Genomic DNA, 19,192 nt, shown 5'->3' on the forward strand with positions numbered 1-19,192 from the left:
GAGACGGTGGATCAGTCATCCAACCCCCCATGAACAGGTGATCCACCATGACGACCTGCCCGGTTGACCCGGTGCTGTGCATGGCACTGTTCGTCTCCGACACGCCCTGCTTCTCCGACCCCGACGCCGCCACCGTCCGCGCGACGGTCGACGACACCCTCGAGCGCCTCGGCCCGGAGGAGTGCTACGCCCGCGCCGCCGAGGTGTTCGGCGACCGGCCGGACGTGGCCCTCGACCGCATCCAGTGGGCGCGGCACGTCTGCGAGCGGGCCCTGACCCCCGTCGGTGCCTAAATCACCGACAGGTGGACGTGGTTCGTATGGTCACTCGACGGGTCGCCGTTGCCGCCGCTGTACGCGTGCCAGCCGGCGGCCGGCGTCCAGACCTGCCTGAACCAGATCACGTACAGCACGCCCAGCGACGAGGCGTTCTTGACAAAGTACGCGGCCAGATTGGTGCCGTAGGTCTTGTCACTGCCCGACGCCACGCCGTCGAACCCGTCCGGGGCGGCGGAGAAGTCGCACGCCCGTCCCTTCGGATGCTCATAGGGCCCAGAGGGACGGAAGCACGAGTAGAAGTGTGTGAACCCGGCCTTGCGGGCCTCCTGCGCCGCGTGCAGCATCCGCGGCGTGATGCAGCCCGTCGTCGTCGGGTCGTCGATGATGCAGTTCTCGGCCGGCCAACTGCCGTCGGCGTTGCGCGGTGCCGGCGTGGCCAACGGTGAGTTGACGTTCACGTAGCCGTCAGCCCGGCCCCGCATCTTGGCCAGCGCCGCCTCGGCGTCGGCCTTTTTCTTGGCCTGGGTGTCCGCCGCCTTCTGCTGGGTGGCCACCTCCTGGTCGATCGCCTTCTTCGCCGCGTCGAGGTCCGCCTGCAGCTTGGTCAGGCGCCCGATGACGCGGTCGTTGTACATCGCGATCTCGTTCACCAGCAGCACGCGATCCATGAACTGCTCGGGCGAGGCGGTGTCGACGAGCGCGGAGCTCATCCGGACCTTGCCGCCCGTCCGGTACGCCGCCGCCGCGATGATGTTGACGTTGGCCCGGATCGGCTCGAGCTCCTTCTGCATCTCGTCCATCTGCTTGACGAGGTCGGCCTGCCGCTTCTTCGACGCCTCGAGCGTCGCCTGGGCCTGAAGCCAGTCGGTGTTCGCGGCGTCGAGCTTTTCGCCGAGCGTGAGGTTGGCGCCGCCCTCGTCGGGCGGGGCCGTGGGATCGCCCGGCGCGGCCGCCGCGGGGATGCCCCAGGCGCCGATCAGCACGAGCACCGCAGTCACCAACGTCAGTGCCCGGCGTCGCATGCCGTGAGCGTACTGGACGGATACGGGCCGGCACAGGACCGAGAACGCTCCCGGGTGATCACCGTGCGTGATATTTCCGGCCGGATGAACCTTTCTCGCTTACGCAACGTAAGGGCTCGGGCGAGCCTGTTACGGGTGATTCGAACACACGTTCCGGCGTGTCGATTACGTTCATAGACCGTTGCTTTGCTAGCGTGCGCGCTAGCACACGGCTAGCGGGAGTGATCGTTGGAAGCGACAGAGAAGACGGTGGCGATGCCGCCACAGCGGCCGCGGTTCGAGCGGGTCCAGCTCAACACCCGGGTCCGGGTGGAGATCGAGCAGACCCTGCAGCGGTTCGTCGTCGACCACAACACCACGGTGCAGAGCTCCGTGGACCTCGCGCTGGCCGAGTTCCTCGCGGCGAGGGGCTATCCGCTGCCCCAGCCGAACGAAGACGGGAGAAGCCGGTGAGCACGCCGGGCATCAACGAATACGACGCCGACCTGCAGAAGACCGTCCGGCGCACCTCCTACATGCGGCAGTTCTTCTACATCGTCGTCCTCCTCGTCGCCCTGGCCGGCCAGGTCTCCGGGGCCGTGGAGGCGCTCGGCATCCCGCTCATCTGGGCGATCCCGGCCGTCGGGGCACTGGAACTCGGCGGCATCGTCGTGCTGGCCAACGCCGACGTGCGCCGCCGGCTGGGCGAGAAGGCGACCGCCTCGCGCATCCTGTCCGTCGCCATCGCGGCCTTCGCGGTCGCGTTCAACTGGATGGCCCACGACAACAAGCTGATGGCCGGGTTCTTCGCCGGCATGTCGGCGCTGGGGTACCTCGTCTGGCTGATGCACACCGAGAACCAGCGGCGCGACCGGCTGCGGGCCAAGGGCGACCTGCCGCCCACCACTCCGGCATACGAGGTGGTGGGGCACTGGCTCCGCCACCCCTGGATGACCCTGCGGGCCAAGAACCTCGCCAAGGCCGACGCGAGCCTGGGCCTCTACACCTCCCTCGCGGCCGCCAAGGCGGAGAAGCGCAAGGAGCAGCGCACGGCGGCGATCGCCAAGGTGCTGCACCGCAAGATCCGCGCCGCCGTCGACCCGACCACGGCCGACATCGCCGTGGCCGTCTACGACCTCGACGAGATCGCGCTGCGGCTGGCCGACGGGGCCGACTACGACGGGCTGACCTCGCTCATCGCCGCCGACCTCGCCCCGGCCCGGCTGGCCGCGATCTCCGGCGCGCCGGCCGTCGAACTCCCGCCGACGCCGCCTCCGCCGGCCCCCGTCGCCCCCGCCCCGATGCCGGTGCTCGACACCGAGGAGCAGCAGGCGCTCCCGTCGGCCCCCAGCACCCCGGTCGCCGACCGGCTCGTGACCCGTGACATCACGCCGGAGCAGGAGCAGCGCCGGGCCGCCCGCGAGGCCGTGGCCCGCGCGGCGGAGGCGGCCGAGGCGGGAGCGACCGCGCCCTCGGCCCTCGGCGGCCTGCGCGCCGATCTCGAAGGCATCCTGCCGCTCACGCCGCAGCCGCGCCGGCCCCGCTCGCGCACCGCGCCGGTCGCCCACGAGCCGGAGCCGGAGCCGGTCGAGGTCGTGGAGGAGCCGGCGCCGCCGGTGCGCGAGGGGTCGCTGCGCAACCAGGTGTTCCAGGTGCTGCATGACCACGTCCCGGCCAACGACCGCAGCGACGTCGTCGCGCTCACCAACCTCGTCGGCGACCTGCTCGACCTCGACGACGTGGACCGGCTGACCGCGTCCAACTACGTGCGCTCGTGGAAGAGCGAGGTCGACGCCGGCCGCCGCGCCGCCGTGAACGGCCGCCACCTGCAGGGCGTCATCCCGGCCAAGGGGTAAATCGGTAAGTCCCGCCCTCCGGCTGCCGATTGGCTCTGGAGAGGCGGGAGGTGCGTTCCATGGCGCGGCTGCTCGTGGTGGACGACGAACCGGACGTCCGCGACCTGATCGTCAAGCGGCTGCAGGCCGACGGCCACGACGTCCTCGCCGCCGAGGACGGCGCCGCGGCGCTGGCCGCGGTGGCCCGCCACGGGCTGCCCGAGGCGGCGATCCTCGACGTCGACCTGCCCGGCATGGACGGCATCGAGCTGCTCCAGCGGCTGCGGCGGCAGCGCCCCGACCTGCCGGCCATGTTCCTCACCGTGCTGTGGGACGGCGCGGTCAGCGTGCGGGTCCAGGCGACCGGCGCGCTCTACGTGCGCAAGCCCTTCACCGCCGACATGCTCCGCGCCGGCCTGGAGCGGGCGCTGCGGGGCGCCGGATGACGGCGTCGATCATGCGGACCGCGGCGTGGGCGGTGGTGTACATCCTGGCCACCCTCGCCGGCCGCAACACCATCATGGACGGCAGCAGCCTGAGCCTGGTCTGGCCGGCGGCCGGGGTCTCGATCGTGTGGTTCGCCACCCAGCGCCGGGCCCGCCTGCGCTGGCTCGACCCGATCGTCCTGGCCGCCATTACCGTCGGCGTCAACACCGCCACGGGCGCGGCGCTGCCGCTGGCGCTGTGGTTCGTCGTGGCCAACCTCGCGCAGGTCGCCGTCTTCATGCACGTGCTGCGCCGGCTCAGCCCGCGCCTGTGGGGCGCCGGCGGCGACGAGCCGCTGGCCCGCTCGGCCGAACTCTGGCGGCTCATGATCGCCACGGTGGCCGGCTCGGGCGCGGGCGCCCTGGTCGGCCCGACCGCGGTCTGGCTCACCACGGGCCAGTTCCGCTGGTCCGACGGGCTGGTCTGGTTCCTGCGCAACGCCGTCAGCATCCTGCTCATCAGCGCGGTCGGGCTGCGACTGGGGTACCACTTCGTCCACGGCCGGCGTTTGCGGCGCCCGCGCCCGGCGCGGCTGGCCGAGTACGCGGCGGTCGTCGCGTGCTCCCTCACGGCGTACGGCGTCGCGTTCGGCTCCCCCCGCCTCCCCCTGGCCTTTCCCCTGCTCGTCTTCACCGTGTGGGCCGCGCTGCGCCTGCACACCACGTTCGTGGTCGTCCACGACCTCGGCCTGGGCACCATCGCCGTGCTCTTCACGCTGCACGGCAACGGCCCCTTCGCCGCCGTCGGCTCCCCTCCGGTGCGCGCCCTGCTCGCCCAGGCGTTCGTCGGCATGCTCGCGGTCGTCGGCCTGTCCATCGCGCTCGGCCGCGACGAGCGCAACGACCTGCTCGCCCGCCTCACCGACGCCGGCCGGGAGGCGGCCGCCCACGCCGACCTGCTCACCACGATCGTCAACTCGATGAGCGAGGGCGTCTCGGTGATCCGCCCGGACGGCCGCTGGATCATGCGCAACCCGGCCGCCGTCGCGCTGCTCGGCGGCGTCACCAGCGGCACCGGCGCGATCGCGAGCCCGGCGCACTACGGGTTGTACCGCGCCGACGGCACCCCGCTGCCGGCCGAGGAGATGGCCCACGCCCAGGCCCTGCGGGGCACCGACGTGCGCAACCTCGAACTGCTGGTGCAGAACGCCGGCATCCCCGAGGGCCGCATCGTCAGCGTCAGCGCCACCCGCCTGCCCTCGCAGGACGCCGCCGTGGTCGTCTTCCACGACGTCACCGCCGAGCGCCGCCACCGCGACGAGCTGTCGTCCTTCGCCGGCGTGGTCGCCCACGACCTGCTCAACCCGCTCACGACGATCGACGGCTGGGCCGAGAACCTGGGCGACATCCTGCGCTCGATGCCCCCGGGCGACCCCGAGGTTCGCGAGGCCGGCGACAGCCTCGTGCGCATCACCCGCGCCTCCGCGCGCATGCGTCACCTGATCAACGACCTGCTCGCGTACACCACCGCCCGCAACGCCACGATCGCTCCAGCCGACGTCTCCCTGCGCGACCTGGTCGTCGACGTGACGAACGCCCGCGCCGACCTCGCCGCGGCGGCCGGCACGCCGCCCCCGGAGTTCTTCCTGGGCCACCTCGACGAGGTGCGCGCCGACCCGGTACTCCTGCGCCAACTGCTCGACAACCTGGTGGGGAACGCGGTGAAGTACACGGCCCCGGGCACGATCCCGCGCATCGCCATCTCGTCGGCGCCGACGCCCGACGCCCTGGTCCGGGTGGAGATCTCCGACAACGGCATCGGCATCCCGCCGGGCCACCACGAGGCGATCTTCACCAACTTCCACCGCGCGCACCGCTCCGGCGGCTACGCCGGCACGGGCCTGGGCCTGGCGATCTGCAAGCGCATCGTGGAGCGGCACGGCGGGACGATCGCGGCCACGGACAACGAGGGCGGCGGCTCGCGCTTCACGTTCACCCTGCCCGCCGCGCCCCTGCCGGCCCCGCTGGAGCCCGCGCACCTCACGCGACGGTAGGCGGTCTCACGGCGAGTCGAGCCGCGCGCCGCACGCGACGGTAGCCGGTCTCACGGCGAGTCGAGCTGCTCGACGATGCGGGCCAGCGTGGCCAGATCCTCCGGGGAGAGGGCCAGCATCTGTGGCGGGGGCGCCGACAGGATGGCCTCGGCCCGGGCGGCCTCCGCGCGCCCGAGGTCGGTCGCCGTCACGAGCTTGGAGCGGCGGTCGGCGGGGTGGGGCTCCCGGCGTACGAGACCCTGTTTTTCCAGGTCGTCCACGACCAGCGTCGTGTACGGCGCGTCGGTCTGCAGGCGCGCGGCCAGCTCGCGCATCGTCAACGGCTCGCCGGCCAGGCGGCGCAGGGCCTTGATCCGCACGAAGCTCAGGTCGAGGGCCTCGCAGGCCTCCTTGCGGCGGTCGTGGCGCTCGTGCACCAGGGTCAGCAGGTCGCGCCAGACCTGAGCGGCCTGGGCGGCGGTGTGCGGGTCAGGCATCGACGAGCTCCGGATCGGGTTGTCGGGCGGTTGCCCAGCGTCCGGTCGTGAGCGTACCGATGGCGAGGATCGATGCGCCGCACCCGGCGATGATCCACCAGCCCACGTGGCTGGCCGGGCTGAAGCCGACGGCCATCGATCGGCCGTGCAGGCCGGCGGTGATGACGGCGCCGAGGACCGCGATGCCCAGCGTCGAGCCGAACTGGCGGCTCGTCGAGGCGAACGCGGCGGCGACCCCGGCCTGGGCGGTGGGCAGGCCCGACACCGCGGTGACCGTGATCGGCGGGTTGACCATGGCGAAGCCGATGCCGAAGCAGACGTACGCCGCGAGGATCCACGCGATCGACGTGTGCGGGGTGAGCGTCGTGAGCAGCAGGCCGCTGACGCCGATGCCGGCGCCGCCGACGAGCAGGGACGGGCGGGGCCCGCGGCCGCCGACGAGCCGGCCGGACAGCGGGCCGAGGACCACGGTGATCGCGGCGATCGGCAGCGTCAGCAGGCCGGCGTGCAGCGGCGAGTACCCGCGCACGTCCTGCAGATAGACCGTGTTGAGCAGCAGGAACCCGGCCAGCGCGCCGAACGCCGCGACCGCGATCGTCGTGGCGCCGGCGAACGGCGGGCTGCGGAAGAGCGTGATGTCGACCAGCGGCTCGGTGCGGCGCGGCTCCACCAGCAGCAGGGCCACGAGCGCGACGAGCGCCACGACCGCGGCCGCCGGTGCGTGCTCGATGATGGCGTACGTGGCGCTGGCCAGCAGCACCAGCACGATGGCCTGCCCGGGCACGTCCACCCGGCGCGGCCGCGGCGCGCGCGACTCGGGGACGAACAGTGCGGTGAGCACGACGGCGGCGATGCCGATCGGGACGTTGATCCAGAAGATCGTGCGCCAGCCGACCGTCTGCACGAGCAGACCGCCGACGACGGGCCCGAGCGCCATGCTGATGCCGACCACGCCCGCCCACACCCCGACGGCCCGCGCCCGCTCGCGGCGGTCCGTGAACACGTTGGTGATGATGGACATGGCGACCGGGTTGAGCATCGAGCCCCCGATCGCCTGCAGCACCCGGAAGGCGATGAGCCAGCCGAGCGTCGGCGCCAGGCCGCAGAGCAGCGAGCCGACCGAGAACACGATCAGGCCCGTCTGAAACGTGCGCCGCCGCCCCACCCGGTCGGCCGTGGAGCCCGCCATGAGCAGCAGGCTGGCCAGCACGAGGGTGTAGGCGTCGATGGTCCACTGCAGCCCCGACAGCGGGGCCCCGAGGTCGCTCCCGATGGCCGGCACCGCGACGTTCACGATCGTGTTGTCGAGCCCGACGATGAGCAGGCTCATGCAGCAGATGCCAAGAATCAGCAGGCGCCGGCTGCGTGCTTGTACGACCATAACTATTATATTCGTACAAGCACACCGCGGATGCCACGTGATTTGGATCAATTGCCGGCGCCGCCCTGAGGTGCTCCGTTCGGCGGCTGGCCGTTCATCTGGCCGTTGCCCTGGTCCCCGTTGGCCTGGTTCAGCGTCGTGTCCGTGATCGTCGTCGCGGTCACCGTCGAGCCGTCCACCGTGCCGACCACGGTCACGGCGTCGCCGGTCTTGACATCCGCCACCTGGTCGTTGCCGTTGTCGACCGTCGTGGAGGCGCCGATCACGAACGTGGTGGCGTGCCCGTCGGCACTCTTGGCGGTGATCGAGGTGGTACTGATGTCGGTGACGGTTCCCGACTGGAGGCGTTTCGTGGTGTACCCCCCGTTGCCGTCGGACGCGGTGAAGTCCCCGTAGAGGGCGCCGGACAGGCCGTTCGCCCCGCCCATGCCCCCGCCGAACCCGCCGCCGAAGCCACCCGGGCCGCCGGGCCCGCCCTGCCCGCCGCCCGGCCCCGCCTGCTGCGACGTCGAGGCGGACGAGCCACTCGCGGCTCGGATGACCGCAAACCCACCGCCGCCGATCACCAGCGCCGCGACCACCCCGACGATGACCGTTTTGATGCGCTTCGGCGGCGCCGGAGCAACCGGCGGCGTCGTCGTAGGGGCCGGGCTCGCCCAGACGGGGGCGGCGGGCTGCTGGTCGGTCTGGCTGCTCATCGTGGCTCCCTGAGTCGTCCGGCGGCCCGCTTCCGGGGAGCCGCTCACGAGCAACAATCCCGAGGTTCCCTGGCACCGGGCCGGGGTCAGCTTGGCAACCACCTGTGAGCGCACGGCCCTGCGCGGCGAGCTCGCCCGCGCCCTTAGGCCGGACGAGCTCGCCGTCTCGGGCCTGCGCCCGAGCGCCCGGTGCCTTATGCGGCGACGAGCTCGGTCTCCGGGGCCGGTGCCCGTCGCGGCCGCGGCCCGCGCAGCGCTGCGGCGCCGACCAGGAGCAGGCCCAGGACCGCCCAGCCGATCAGGACCAGCAGGTGCGGCAGCGCGCCGCCGCCGTCGAAGAACGCGGTGCTGCGCAGGAGTGACCCGGCCGCGCCCGGCGGCAGGTACTGCCCGATCGCGCCCCAGCCCGACGGCAGCATCTCGGGCGCGCTGGCCAGGCCGGACAGCGGGTTGCCCAGCAGCATCATGAGCGCGCCGCCGAGGCCCAGGCCGGCCACGCCGAGCAGCGACTCGAGCCCGAGCAGCGTGAGGGCGGTGGCGGCGATGGACAGCGCGACGACGCCGCTGTTGGTCCAGAAGTTGCCTTCGAGGGAGCCCAGCCAGTACTGCAGGATGGCCACCAGCGCCAACCCGCCCGTGATCGCGAAGGCGAGCGCGCCGGTCACGCGCCGGCCGATGCCGGCGACGAGGCTGGTGATCAGGCCGGCCGCCATGATTCCGCCGAGCACCAGCGGCAGCGCGCCGGCGGCGAGGCCGGCGCCGCGCGGGTCGTCGGCCGGCAGCGGTACGAGGTCGCGCACCGCCGGCGCGGTGCCCTCGCCGCCGGACGGGGCGAGCCCGAGCGCCAGCTGCTGCAGCGCCTGCGCCACGACCGGGCTGGCCGCCGACGCGATGATCACCTGGGGCTTTCCGGTGGTGAGGTCGATCGCCCCGTACACCTCGCGGTCCCTGATCAGCCGCTCCGCCGCCGCGGTGTCGGCGACGACCCTGACGTCGAACGCTCCCGGCCGCTTGGCGTCGAGCTGCCGGACCACCTGCGCGGCGGCCTGGTCGGGCCCGGCCACGGCGAGCGGCACGTCGTGCACGCTCGAGCGCGTCGCCGGCCAGGCGAACGCGACCATGATGAGGCCGAGCAGGGCGGTGAGCAGGAGCACGATCCCCCCGACCCGCCCCCACCCGGAGCGGGCGTCAGTGTGCTTCGCGGCCATCTGCGTCTCCTAAAAAGAACGTTCGTTCGCTCTTTTGAAGGATCGCGCCGCCGCGGCGACGCGTCAAGAACGAACGTTCGCTTTACGATGCGACGCCGCTCACGCTGCTGAGGAGCGCGGCCAGGCGGTCGAGGGCAGCCCGGGGCCGGAGGGGCGCTGCCTGGCAGAGAAGGCGCGAAGAGGGCGGCTAGAAAAGCGCAGCGCAGAGACCGCGGGCCGACAAAGCGGATCAGAAAGTACAGAGGCTGACAAAAGTGCGGCGCCGGGAGCGGGCCGACAAAAAGCGCGGCGTGGGCCGGCCGAATGGGTAAGTCGGCCAGCCATGCACGAAGGACGTTCAAGCGCCGCCGCCCGGGTCAGGCAAGCGGCCCCTCCGGCCGATCGGGTCCGCGATCGGGCGGGCAGGGACGTACCGGTGGATCAGGAGCGGCGGGACCAGCCGAACGGGTCGTCGGTCAGGCCGCGCTGGATGCCGACGATCGCATCGCGGATCGACGACGTGACCGGGCCCTCCGCGCCGCCGCCGATCAGGAACTCGCCGTCGCGGGAGCGGGCGGTGCCGATCGCGGTGATGACGACGCCGGTGCCGCAGGCGAAGGTCTCGCGCAGGGTGCCGTCGACGGCGTCCGTGCGCCACTCCTGCAGGGAGTACGGGCGCTCCTCGACCGACCAGCCGCGGTGGCGGGCCAGCGTCAGGACCGAGTCGCGGGTCACGCCCGGGAGGATGGAGCCGTTCAGGGGCGGGGTGACGAGCAGCGGGGCGCCGTCCCGTTCGTACACGAAGAAGAGGTTCATGCTGCCCGACTCCTCGATCCAGCGGTGCTCCACCGCGTCGAGGAAGACCGTCTGGTCGCAGCCGGCCTCCTGGGCCTGGGCCTGCGCGCGGAGGCTGACCGCGTAGTTGGCGGCGGCCTTGACGTGGCCGGTGCCGCCCGGCGCGGCGCGGGAGTAGTCCTGGGAGATCCAGACCGTGACGGGCTTGGCGCCGCCGGCGAAGTAGGAGCCCGACGGGGAGGCGATGACCGCGAAGAGGTACTCCGAAGACGGCCGGACGCCGAGGAACGGGTCCGTGGCGATCATGAAGGGGCGGATGTACAGGCTCTGGCCCTCGCCGGTCGGCACCCAGTCGCGGTCGGCGTCGACGAGCGTCCACACCGCGCGCAGGAACAACTCCTCGGGCAGCGCCGGCATGGCCAGCCGCTCGGCGGTCGCGTTGAGGCGGCGGGCGTTGGCCTCGGGGCGGAAGAGCCCGACCCCGCCGTCCGGCAGCGCGTAGGCCTTGAGGCCCTCGAAGATCTCCTGGCTGTAGTGCAGCGCCGCGGTGGCGGGCGACAGCGAGAGCGGCCCGAACGGCTCGAGGCGGGCGTCGTACCAGCCTTTGCTCTCGGCGTACCGAATCGTGACCATGTGGTCGGTGAACACCCGGCCGAACCCGGGATCGGTGAGCAGTGCGGCGCGTTCCTCGGCCGAGCGGCGCGCGGCGGGAACGGTGTCGAATTCCAGCATTCCGGAACTGTAAGCGGAACCTGAACGATCCCTAAGCGCGTTCCCGCGGACTGGTCGGTAACTAATCCATCAGAACAAATCCGCCGGTGGTGGCGGCGACGACGTGGCGGTCGCGTCGGTCACCACGGCCGCGTTGCCGATGAGGTTCGCCAGGTCGGCGCCGTCGACCAGGCGGGCCGGGAAGGGGTCGCCGGCGGCCGCCCGGGTCAGCGGGGCCCGCGGTATGCGACCGGGCTCGGCCGCGGCCACCAGGATCACGTTGCCGAACCGGCGCCCGCGCAGCACCGAGGGCTCGGCCAGCAGGACCAGGTCGCGGTACACCCGCCGCAGCGTCGCCGCCTGACCGCGCGCGAACGGCAGGCCGGACCCGTCGGCGAGGTTGGCCACGTACACGCCGCCGGGGCGCAGCAGGCGCGCGGCCGCGGTCAGGAACTCCAGCGACGCCAGGTGGGCCGGAACGCGGGCGCCGGCGTAGACGTCGGCGATCACCAGGTCGAACCGGCCCGGCGCGAGGGACTCGACGGCCGCCCGGGCATCGGCGGCCCGCACGCGGATGTCGGCGCCGCGGGGCAGCGGCAGCTCGCGGCGGACGAAGTCGATGAGGGCGGCGTCGAGCTCCACGACCCGCTGCACCGAACCGGGGCGGGTGGCGGCCACGTACCGCGGCATGGTGAGCGCGCCGCCGCCGAGGTGCAGCACGGACAGCGGGGTGCCGGCCGGCGTCATGGCGTCCACGACGGAGGCGATCCGCCGCATGTACTCGAAGTCGAGCCGCCTCGGGTCCTCGACATCGACGGCGGACTGCGGATAGCCGTCCAGCAGCAGGGTCCAGCGGCCCGGCCGGCCGTCGTCGGGGCAGAGCTCGGCCACCCCGCCGTCGACCTGCGCAATCGAACCAATCACCCTTTTGCGGCCACCCACGCCCGCAATCTTGCCCGGCGGCCCTGGCCACGCAAGGGGGACCACGCTGCGTATAGCCGCCGGCTACACAGACGGAGTTGTCCGTTGTCGCCTTTAGGACGACGATTCGACTCATTGTCCGGAGCCGAACGACCGGAGGCGCGATGCAAGTACCCGCCGCATTTGAGTACGCGAAAGCTACCAGCGTCGGGCAGACGCTGCAGTTGTTGGCCCAGTGGGGCGAGGACGCCCGGGTGATCGCCGGCGGCCACAGCCTCATCCCGATGATGAAGCTGCGCCTGGCCCGCCCGACGGCGCTCATCGACATCAACGACGTGGCCGAACTTTCCTACATCCGGGTCGAGGGGGGCGAGCTGCGCATCGGCGCGCTCACGCGCCACGCGGAGCTGCTCGCCTCGCCGGTCGTGGAGGAGCACTACCGGATCTTCGCCGACGCCGAGCGCGTGATCGCCGACCCGCTGGTGCGCAACCGCGGTACAGTCGGCGGCTCGCTCTGCCAGGCGGACCCGGCCGAGGACCTCTCCGCCGCGTTCGCCGCGGTCGACGCCTCGGCGGTGATCCAGGGTCCGCGGGGGTCGCGGACCGTGCCGCTGTCCGAGTTCCACGTCGGGCCGTACGAGACCGTCGTCGAGGCGGGCGAGCTGCTGACCGAGGTCCGGGTGCCGATCCGGCCGGGCGGCGGTTCGGCGTACCTCAAGGTGGAGCGCCGCGTCGGCGACTGGGCGGTCGCGGCCGCCGGTGCCGCCGTCTGGCTGGACGGGGACCGGGTCCGGTCCGCCGGGATCGGCCTGGCCGCGGTCGGCGCCGAGCACTTCCGCGCGGCCGAGGCGGAGGCCTACCTGGCCGGGAAGCCGGCCACCGAGGAGACGTTCGCCGAGGCGGGGCGCATCGCCGCCGAGCACACCAACCCGGTCGCGGACCAGCGCGGACCGGTCGACTACAAGCGGCACCTCGCCGGCGAGCTCACCACGCGCGCGCTGCGCGCCGCGACCGCTCGCGCGCGCGGGCAGGAGGCCTAGACCATGCACATCACCGTGACGGTGAACGGCGAGCAGCACACCCGCGACGTCGAGCCCCGGCTGCTGCTGGTGCACTTCCTGCGCAACGAACTCGGCCTCACCGGTACGCACTGGGGCTGCGACACGTCCAACTGCGGCGTGTGCACCGTGACGCTCGACGGCGTACCCGTGAAGTCGTGCACCGTGCTGGCGGTCATGGCCGACGGCAAGAGCGTCGGGACCGTCGAGGGGCTGGAGACGGCCGACGGCCTCGACCCGGTCCAGCAGGGCTTCGTGCAGTGCCACGGCCTGCAGTGCGGCTTCTGCACCCCGGGCATGCTGATGACCAGCCGGGCGCTGCTGGACCGCAACCCCGACCCGTCCGAGCAGGAGATCCGCGAGGCGATCTCCGGTCAGCTGTGCCGCTGCACCGGCTACGAGAACATCATCCGGTCGGTGCGCTGGGCCGCCGAGCACGAGACGACGAAAGAGGCGGCTGAGGCATGACCGTCACCGAGAACCCCACCCCTATGGGCTTCGGCCGGATGCACCGCAAGGAGGACGCGCGGTTCGTCCGGGGCAAGGGCAACTACGTCGACGACATCCAGCTGCCGGGGATGCTGCACGGCTCGTTCCTGCGCAGCCCGTACGCCCACGCCAAGATCATCTCGATCGACACCAGCGCCGCCGAGGCGCTGCCGGGCGTGCGCGCGGTCATCACCGGCGCCGTGCTGGAGACACTCAAGCTGGCCTGGATGCCGACCCTGTCCTACGACACCCAGGCGGTGCTCGCCACCGACAAGGTGCGCTTCCAGAACCAGGAGGTCGCGTTCGTCGTCGCCGACAACCACTACATCGCGCGCGACGCCCTGGAGCTCATCGAGGTCGAGTACGAGCCGCTGCCCGTCGTCGCCGACGCCAAGCAGGCCCTCGCCCCGGGCGCCCCGGTCATCCGGGACGACAAGGAGGGCAAGACCGATAACCACATCTTCGACTGGAGCGCCGGGGACAAGGAGAAGACCGACGCGGTCTTCGCCGACTCCGAGGTGGTCGTGGCCGAGGACGTGCTCTACCCGCGCGTGCACCCCTCCCCGCTGGAGACGTGCGGCGCGGTCGCCGACTTCGACAAGGTCAGCGGCAAGCTCACGATCTACTCGACGACGCAGGCGCCGCACGCCCACCGCACGGTGTACGCCCTCGTCGCCGGGCTGCCCGAGCACAAGATCCGGGTCGTCTCGCCCGACATCGGCGGCGGCTTCGGCGGCAAGGTCGGCATCTACCCCGGCTACGTGCTGGCGATCGTCGGCTCCATCGTCACCGGCAAGCCGGTGAAGTGGATGGAGGACCGCAACGAGCACCTCACGGCCACCGCGTTCGCCCGCGACTACCACATGCGCGGCGAGATCGCGGCGACGAAGGACGGCAAGATCCGGGCCCTGCGGGTCAACGTCCTCGCCGATCATGGGGCCTTCAACGGTACCGCCCAGCCCACCAAGTTCCCGGCGGGCTTCTTCCACATCTTCACCGGCTCCTACGACCTGGAGGCGGCGTCCTGCGACGTCACCGGGGTGTACACCAACAAGGCCCCCGGCGGCGTGGCGTACGCCTGCTCGTTCCGGATCACCGAGGCGGTGTACCTCGTCGAGCGCATGATCGACGTGCTCGCGTACGAGCTGAAGATGGACCCCGCCGAGCTGCGGATGAAGAACCTCCTCAAGCCGGAGCAGTTCCCCTACACGACCCCCACCGGCTGGGAGTACGACTCGGGCGACTACCCGAAGGCGCTGCGCCTGGCCATGGACATGGTCGGCTACGAGGACCTGCGCAAGGAGCAGGCCGAGAAGCTCGAGCGCGGCGAGTACATGGGCATCGGCCTGAGCTTCTTCACCGAGGGCGTGGGCGCCGGCCCGCGCAAGCACATGGACATCCTCGGGCTGGGCATGGCCGACGGCGCCGAGCTGCGCGTGCACCCGACCGGCAAGGCGGTGCTGCGCCTGTCGGTGCAGACCCAGGGCCAGGGCCACGAGACGACGTTCGCCCAGATCGTCGCGGAGGAGCTCGGCATCTCCCCCGACGACATCGAGGTCGTGCACGGCGACACCGACCAGACCCCGTTCGGCCTGGGCACCTACGGCTCGCGCTCGACGCCGGTCTCCGGCGCCGCCACGGCGATCGTCGCGCGCAAGGTGCGCGACCGGGCCCGGATCGTCGCCTCGGCGATGCTCGAGGTCTCGCCGGACGACCTGGACTGGGAGAAGGGCCGCTTCTTCGTCAAGGGCGACCCCGAGGCGGGCAAGACGATCCAGGAGATCGCGATGGCCGCGCACTCCAGCCTCGAGCTGCCCGAGGGCGTCGAGGGCCACCTGGACGCGACCACGGTCTACAACCCGCCGAACCTGACGTACCCGTTCGGCGCGTACATCTGCGTCGTCGACGTCGACCCGGCCACCGGCCAGGTCAAGGTGCGCCGGTTCATCGCGGTCGACGACTGCGGCGTGCGGATCAACCCGATGATCGTCGAGGGCCAGGTCCACGGCGGCCTCGCCGACGGGATCGGCATGGCGCTCATGCAGCTCATGGCCTTCGATGAGGACGGCAACCACCTCGGCGCCTCGCTCATGGACTACCTGCTGCCGACGGCGCTGGAGTGCCCGTCGTGGGAGCTCGGCGAGACCGTCACCCCGTCGCCGCACCACCCCATCGGCGCCAAGGGCGTCGGCGAGTCGGCCACGGTCGGCTCACCGGCGGCCGTCGTCAACGCCGTGCTCGACGCGCTCAAGCCCTTCGGGGTCCGGCACGCCGACATGCCCCTGACCCCGTCCAACGTGTGGCGCGCCGCCCAGGGCCGCCCGATCCGAACGGACCTGGCGATCTCATGACGAACCTCCTTCATCGCGCCGACCGGCTGCGGGCCGACCGGACCCCGTTCGTCCTGGCGACGGTGGTGCGGGCCGAGCGGCCGACCAGCGCCAAGGCCGGCGACCGCGCCCTCGTCCTGCCGGACGGCACGATGGAGGGGTTCGTCGGCGGTACCTGTGCCGAGTCGACCGTCCGTCTCCAGGGGCTGCGGCTGCTGGAGACGGGCGAGTCGACGCTGCTGCGCATCACCCCGGACTCCGAGGGGCCCGATGACCGTCCGGGCGCCGAGGGTCTGCTCACCGTCGCGAATCCGTGCCTCTCCGGCGGTACCCTCGAAATCTTCCTGGAGGCGATGATCCCGGCCCCGCTGGTCTTCGTCCACGGCGAGGCGCCCGTCGCCCGCGCGCTGGTCGAGGTGGCCCGCGCCATCGGCTGGGACAGCTCCGCGCAGGGTCCCATCCCGCTGGACGCGAGCGCGGTCGTGGTCGCCTCGCACGGCCGGGACGAGGGCGAGATCCTGACGGCCGCGGTGAAGGCCGGCGTCCCCTACATCGCCCTGGTCGCCAGCCGCAAGCGCGCCGCGGCGGTGCTGTCGGAGCTCGACGTGCCCGACGGCCGCATTCATGCGCCGGCCGGGCTCGACATCGGCGCGCGCACCCCGGCCGAGATCGCCCTGTCCGTGCTGGCCGAGATCATCTCGGCGCGGCCCCGGCAGACGGCACCTCCGCCCGGGCGCGTGATGCTGCCGCTGATCGAGAAGCCCTCCGCGGTACAGACGGCGAAGGATCCCGTCTGCAACATGGACGTCGCCGTGGTCCCGGACGCGCTGCACTACCAGCACGAGGGCACGGTCTACTACTTCTGCGGCACGGGCTGCCGCCGCGCGTTCGCCGACGACCCTTCCCGATACCTGTGACCGATACCGTCGAGTCGCTGGTCGAGGGCCTCGACCGGCAGGGCTACCTCGCGGATCCCGGCCTCGGGACCGCGCTGTTCCTGGCGCTGAAGATGGGCCAGCCGATCCTGCTCGAGGGCGAGCCCGGCGTCGGCAAGACGGCCGCCGCGGGCGCCCTCGCGGCGGCCCTGGACACGCCGCTCATCCGGCTGCAGTGCTACGAGGGCCTCAGCGCCGCCGAGGCGCTCTACGAGTGGAACTACCCGCGCCAGCTGCTCGGGATCCGCCTCGCCGAGGCCCGCGGCGAGACGCCGAGCGAGGCCGACCTGTTCGCGCCCGAGTACCTGCTGCGCCGCCCGCTGCTGGCGGCGATCGAGCACCCCGGCCCGCGCCCGGCGGTGCTGCTCATCGACGAGGTCGACCGCGCCGACGACGAGTTCGAGGCGTTCCTGTTCGAGCTGCTCGCCGAGGGCTCGGTCACCATCCCCGAGCTCGGCACCCGCACCGCGGTCGTGCCACCGGTCGTGGTGCTGACCTCGAACCGGACCCGCGACCTGCACGACGCCCTGCTGCGCCGCTGCCTGTACCACTGGATCGGCTACCCCGACGCCGGGCGCGTCGCCGCCATCATCCGCCGCCGCGTGCCGGCCGCCGCCACGCCGCTGGCCGATCGGGTGGCCGGGGCGGTCTCCCGGCTGCGGACGCTGGACCTGGCCAAGCCGCCGGGCGTCGCCGAGGCGATCAGCTGGGCCAACGCGCTGCGGATGCTGGGCCTGCCGCTCGACGAGGTATCGGCGGCGGCGACCCTCGGCGCGGTACTCAAATACCGCGACGACCAGGAGGTGGCCCGCAGTGCCGGGCTCGCCGACATCGTCACGGACTGACCTCGCCACGCTGGTCGCGGCCTTCGGGACGGCCCTGCACGACGCCGGGCTGCCGGTCGGCCCGGACCGCGTGGCCCGCTTCGCGCTGGCCGTCGAGCTGCTCGCCCCGCGCACGGTGGACGAGCTGCACCGCTGCGCGCGGGCCACGCTGACCTGCTCGCCGGAGCAGTTCCCGATCCTGGACCGCATCTTCGACGCGGTCTTCCGCGGCTTCGTCGACGAGGCCGACTTCCGCGGCGACCTGAACGCGCAGGGCATGACCGCGACCCGGTCCGGCGGGACGCCGACGGCATCGGACTCCACGGACAGGTCGCAGATGCCGCGCGAGGTGGAGGTCGCCATCGCCGGCAGCGGCGCCGAGCGGCTCGCCGCGCGGGACTTCGCCACGCTGAGCGCCGACGAGCTGGCGCTGCTGGCCGATCTGATGCGGCAGCTGCGCATCGCCACGCCGCCGCGGCGCAGCCGGCGCTACCGCACCGCGCCCGAGGGCACCGCCGTCGACCTGCGCGCCGCCCTGCGCCGGGCCCGCCGCACCGGGGGCGAGCCGCTGCGCCTGCCGCGCCGGCGCCGCAAGGAGAAGCCCCGCCGCCTCGTGGTGCTGTGCGACATCTCCGGCTCCATGGAGCCCTACGCGAGGGCCATGATCCAGCTGTTGTACTGCGCGAGCAGCGCCACGCGCGCCGAGGTGTTCACGTTCGCCACGCGCCTGACGCGGCTCACCCGCGCGCTCGCCCGCGCCCGCCCCGCGGTGGCCCTGGAGCGGGCCGGCCGCGCCGCGCCCGACTGGTCGGGCGGCACCCGCATCGGCGCCGCGCTCAAGCGCTTCAACGACGAGTACGGCCGCCGCGGCCTGGCCCGCGGCGCGGTCGTGCTCATCGTCTCCGACGGCTGGGAGACCGGCGATCCCGCCCCGGTGGGCGCCGAGATGGCCCGGCTGTCGCGCCTGGCCAACCGCATCGTCTGGGTCAACCCTCGGACCCAGAGCCCGCGCTACCGGCCGCTCGTCGGCGGCATGGCGGCCGCGTGGCCGTACTGCGACGCCGTGGTCAGCGCCCACTCGCTGGCCGCCGTCGGACCACTCCTGGATGCACTCACCGGAGGTACCCCCCATCATGCTGCTGACCAACGAGTTCATCGTCGCCCGCCCGATCGATGAGACCTGGGCCGTCCTGACCGACATCGAACGCATCGCCCCCTGCATGCCGGGCGCTCAGCTCACCGGCGTGAGCGGAGACGAGTACCAGGGAAAGGTCAAGGTGAAGGTCGGCCCGATGACCGCTCAGTTCTCCGGCACCGCGGTCTTCAAGGAGCAGGACGCCGCCGCCCACCGCGCGGTCATCGAGGCGAAGGGCCGCGACGCGAGCGGCAAGGGCCGCGCGTCGGCGCTGGTGACCGCGGTCCTCGTCGCCGAGGAGGCCACGACCCGGGTCCAGGTGGAGACGGACCTCAACATCGCCGGCCCGCTCGCCCAGATGGGTCGCAGCACGATCGCCGACATCAGCACCCGCCTGCTCACCCAGTTCGTCGAGAACCTCGAGCAGCAGCTGGCCGCGGAGTCCACTGTGGAAGCTCCCGGACCGGAGGCCGCACCGGAGCCCGTGGCCGAAGCGGCGCCCGCGGTTCGCGTCATTGACGCACCGGAGGCGGAGGCGGTGGACCTGACAAAGGTCGCCGGCACGAGCACGCTGCTGAAGCTCGCCCTGCCCGTCGTGGTCGTCCTGGCCGCGATCGTCGCGCTGGTCGTATGGCTGGTCTGACCAACGAAAAGTCCGG

Annotated in this window: 19 protein-coding genes; 12 read left to right on the forward strand and 7 right to left on the reverse strand. The window is 72.6% G+C overall.

All coding sequences use genetic code 11. The annotated features are described in order from the left end of the window. The first annotated feature begins 47 nt into the window (after positions 1-47). Positions 48-293 (forward strand): hypothetical protein, encoded by a 246-nt coding sequence (locus tag ACQEVU_RS47840; protein WP_433336619.1) that lies wholly within the window; start codon positions 48-50, stop codon positions 291-293. Here the strand turns inward: ACQEVU_RS47840 and ACQEVU_RS47845 are convergent. Then, positions 290-1,300, reverse strand: a complete 1,011-nt coding sequence (locus ACQEVU_RS47845) for a coiled-coil domain-containing protein (RefSeq protein WP_433336621.1) — start codon at positions 1,298-1,300, stop codon at positions 290-292. The genes ACQEVU_RS47840 and ACQEVU_RS47845 overlap by 4 nt on opposite strands. A 228-nt stretch (positions 1,301-1,528) precedes the next feature. Here ACQEVU_RS47845 and ACQEVU_RS47850 point away from each other — a divergent pair, with 228 nt between their 5' ends. From ACQEVU_RS47850 to ACQEVU_RS47865, 4 genes are read left to right on the forward strand one after another with little or no spacing between them, the layout of a single operon-like run. Next, entirely contained in the window at positions 1,529-1,753 is a 225-nt protein-coding gene (locus ACQEVU_RS47850) for a hypothetical protein (RefSeq protein WP_433336623.1), read from the forward strand. Further along, positions 1,750-3,135: a hypothetical protein gene (locus ACQEVU_RS47855; protein WP_433336625.1), complete on the forward strand. Its 1,386-nt coding sequence runs from the start codon at positions 1,750-1,752 to the stop codon at positions 3,133-3,135. The genes ACQEVU_RS47850 and ACQEVU_RS47855 overlap by 4 nt, the downstream gene beginning before the upstream one ends. A 59-nt stretch (positions 3,136-3,194) precedes the next feature. Further along, positions 3,195-3,560: a response regulator gene (locus tag ACQEVU_RS47860; RefSeq protein ID WP_433336627.1), complete on the forward strand. Its 366-nt coding sequence runs from the start codon at positions 3,195-3,197 to the stop codon at positions 3,558-3,560. Then, positions 3,557-5,593, forward strand: coding sequence for an ATP-binding protein (locus ACQEVU_RS47865; RefSeq protein ID WP_433336629.1), 2,037 nt, complete (start codon positions 3,557-3,559; stop codon positions 5,591-5,593). Before ACQEVU_RS47860 ends, ACQEVU_RS47865 begins: the two co-directional genes overlap by 4 nt. Positions 5,594-5,643: 50 nt before the next feature. On the opposite strand, the gene ACQEVU_RS47870 is transcribed toward ACQEVU_RS47865, so the two are convergent. The 6 genes from ACQEVU_RS47870 to ACQEVU_RS47895 form a co-directional block, all read right to left on the reverse strand. Next, on the reverse strand, positions 5,644-6,069 hold the full coding sequence (locus ACQEVU_RS47870) for a MarR family winged helix-turn-helix transcriptional regulator (protein ID WP_433336632.1): 426 nt from the start codon (positions 6,067-6,069) through the stop codon (positions 5,644-5,646). Further along, a complete protein-coding gene (locus tag ACQEVU_RS47875; protein ID WP_433336634.1) occupies positions 6,062-7,399 on the reverse strand; it encodes an MFS transporter in 1,338 nt (445 codons plus the stop codon). The genes ACQEVU_RS47870 and ACQEVU_RS47875 overlap by 8 nt, the downstream gene beginning before the upstream one ends. 98 nt (positions 7,400-7,497) lie before the next feature. Further along, positions 7,498-8,148 carry a hypothetical protein gene (locus tag ACQEVU_RS47880; protein ID WP_433336636.1) on the reverse strand — a complete coding sequence of 217 codons (651 nt, stop codon included), beginning with the start codon at positions 8,146-8,148 and terminating at the stop codon, positions 7,498-7,500. 194 nt (positions 8,149-8,342) lie between these two features. After that, the gene (locus ACQEVU_RS47885; protein WP_433336638.1) at positions 8,343-9,356 is read right to left on the reverse strand and encodes a hypothetical protein; all 1,014 of its coding nucleotides are present in this window, start codon (positions 9,354-9,356) and stop codon (positions 8,343-8,345) included. A 420-nt stretch (positions 9,357-9,776) separates the two neighbouring features. After that, positions 9,777-10,862 carry a branched-chain amino acid aminotransferase gene (locus tag ACQEVU_RS47890; protein ID WP_433336640.1) on the reverse strand — a complete coding sequence of 362 codons (1,086 nt, stop codon included), beginning with the start codon at positions 10,860-10,862 and terminating at the stop codon, positions 9,777-9,779. Between the two features lie 69 nt (positions 10,863-10,931). Next, entirely contained in the window at positions 10,932-11,783 is an 852-nt protein-coding gene (locus ACQEVU_RS47895; RefSeq protein WP_433336642.1) for a spermidine synthase, read from the reverse strand. 143 nt (positions 11,784-11,926) lie between these two features. Here ACQEVU_RS47895 and ACQEVU_RS47900 point away from each other — a divergent pair, with 143 nt between their 5' ends. The 7 genes from ACQEVU_RS47900 to ACQEVU_RS47930 are packed head-to-tail and all read left to right on the forward strand — an operon-like array spanning position 11,927 to position 19,176. Continuing rightward, positions 11,927-12,802: an FAD binding domain-containing protein gene (locus tag ACQEVU_RS47900; RefSeq protein WP_433336644.1), complete on the forward strand. Its 876-nt coding sequence runs from the start codon at positions 11,927-11,929 to the stop codon at positions 12,800-12,802. Positions 12,803-12,805: 3 nt separating this feature from the next. Then, positions 12,806-13,288: a (2Fe-2S)-binding protein gene (locus ACQEVU_RS47905; RefSeq protein WP_433336646.1), complete on the forward strand. Its 483-nt coding sequence runs from the start codon at positions 12,806-12,808 to the stop codon at positions 13,286-13,288. Continuing rightward, positions 13,285-15,660: an aerobic carbon-monoxide dehydrogenase large subunit gene (locus tag ACQEVU_RS47910; RefSeq protein WP_433336648.1), complete on the forward strand. Its 2,376-nt coding sequence runs from the start codon at positions 13,285-13,287 to the stop codon at positions 15,658-15,660. The genes ACQEVU_RS47905 and ACQEVU_RS47910 overlap by 4 nt, the downstream gene beginning before the upstream one ends. Beyond that, positions 15,657-16,556 carry an XdhC family protein gene (locus ACQEVU_RS47915; RefSeq protein ID WP_433336650.1) on the forward strand — a complete coding sequence of 300 codons (900 nt, stop codon included), beginning with the start codon at positions 15,657-15,659 and terminating at the stop codon, positions 16,554-16,556. The genes ACQEVU_RS47910 and ACQEVU_RS47915 overlap by 4 nt, the downstream gene beginning before the upstream one ends. Next, positions 16,553-17,419: an AAA family ATPase gene (locus ACQEVU_RS47920; protein ID WP_433336652.1), complete on the forward strand. Its 867-nt coding sequence runs from the start codon at positions 16,553-16,555 to the stop codon at positions 17,417-17,419. Before ACQEVU_RS47915 ends, ACQEVU_RS47920 begins: the two co-directional genes overlap by 4 nt. Then, on the forward strand, positions 17,388-18,575 hold the full coding sequence (locus tag ACQEVU_RS47925; RefSeq protein WP_433336654.1) for a vWA domain-containing protein: 1,188 nt from the start codon (positions 17,388-17,390) through the stop codon (positions 18,573-18,575). Before ACQEVU_RS47920 ends, ACQEVU_RS47925 begins: the two co-directional genes overlap by 32 nt. Next, entirely contained in the window at positions 18,532-19,176 is a 645-nt protein-coding gene (locus ACQEVU_RS47930) for an SRPBCC family protein (RefSeq protein ID WP_433336656.1), read from the forward strand. Before ACQEVU_RS47925 ends, ACQEVU_RS47930 begins: the two co-directional genes overlap by 44 nt. Positions 19,177-19,192 lie beyond the last annotated feature (16 nt).

It is taken from the genome of Dactylosporangium sp. CA-139066, assembly GCF_050936175.1.
Classification (GTDB): domain Bacteria; phylum Actinomycetota; class Actinomycetes; order Mycobacteriales; family Micromonosporaceae; genus Dactylosporangium.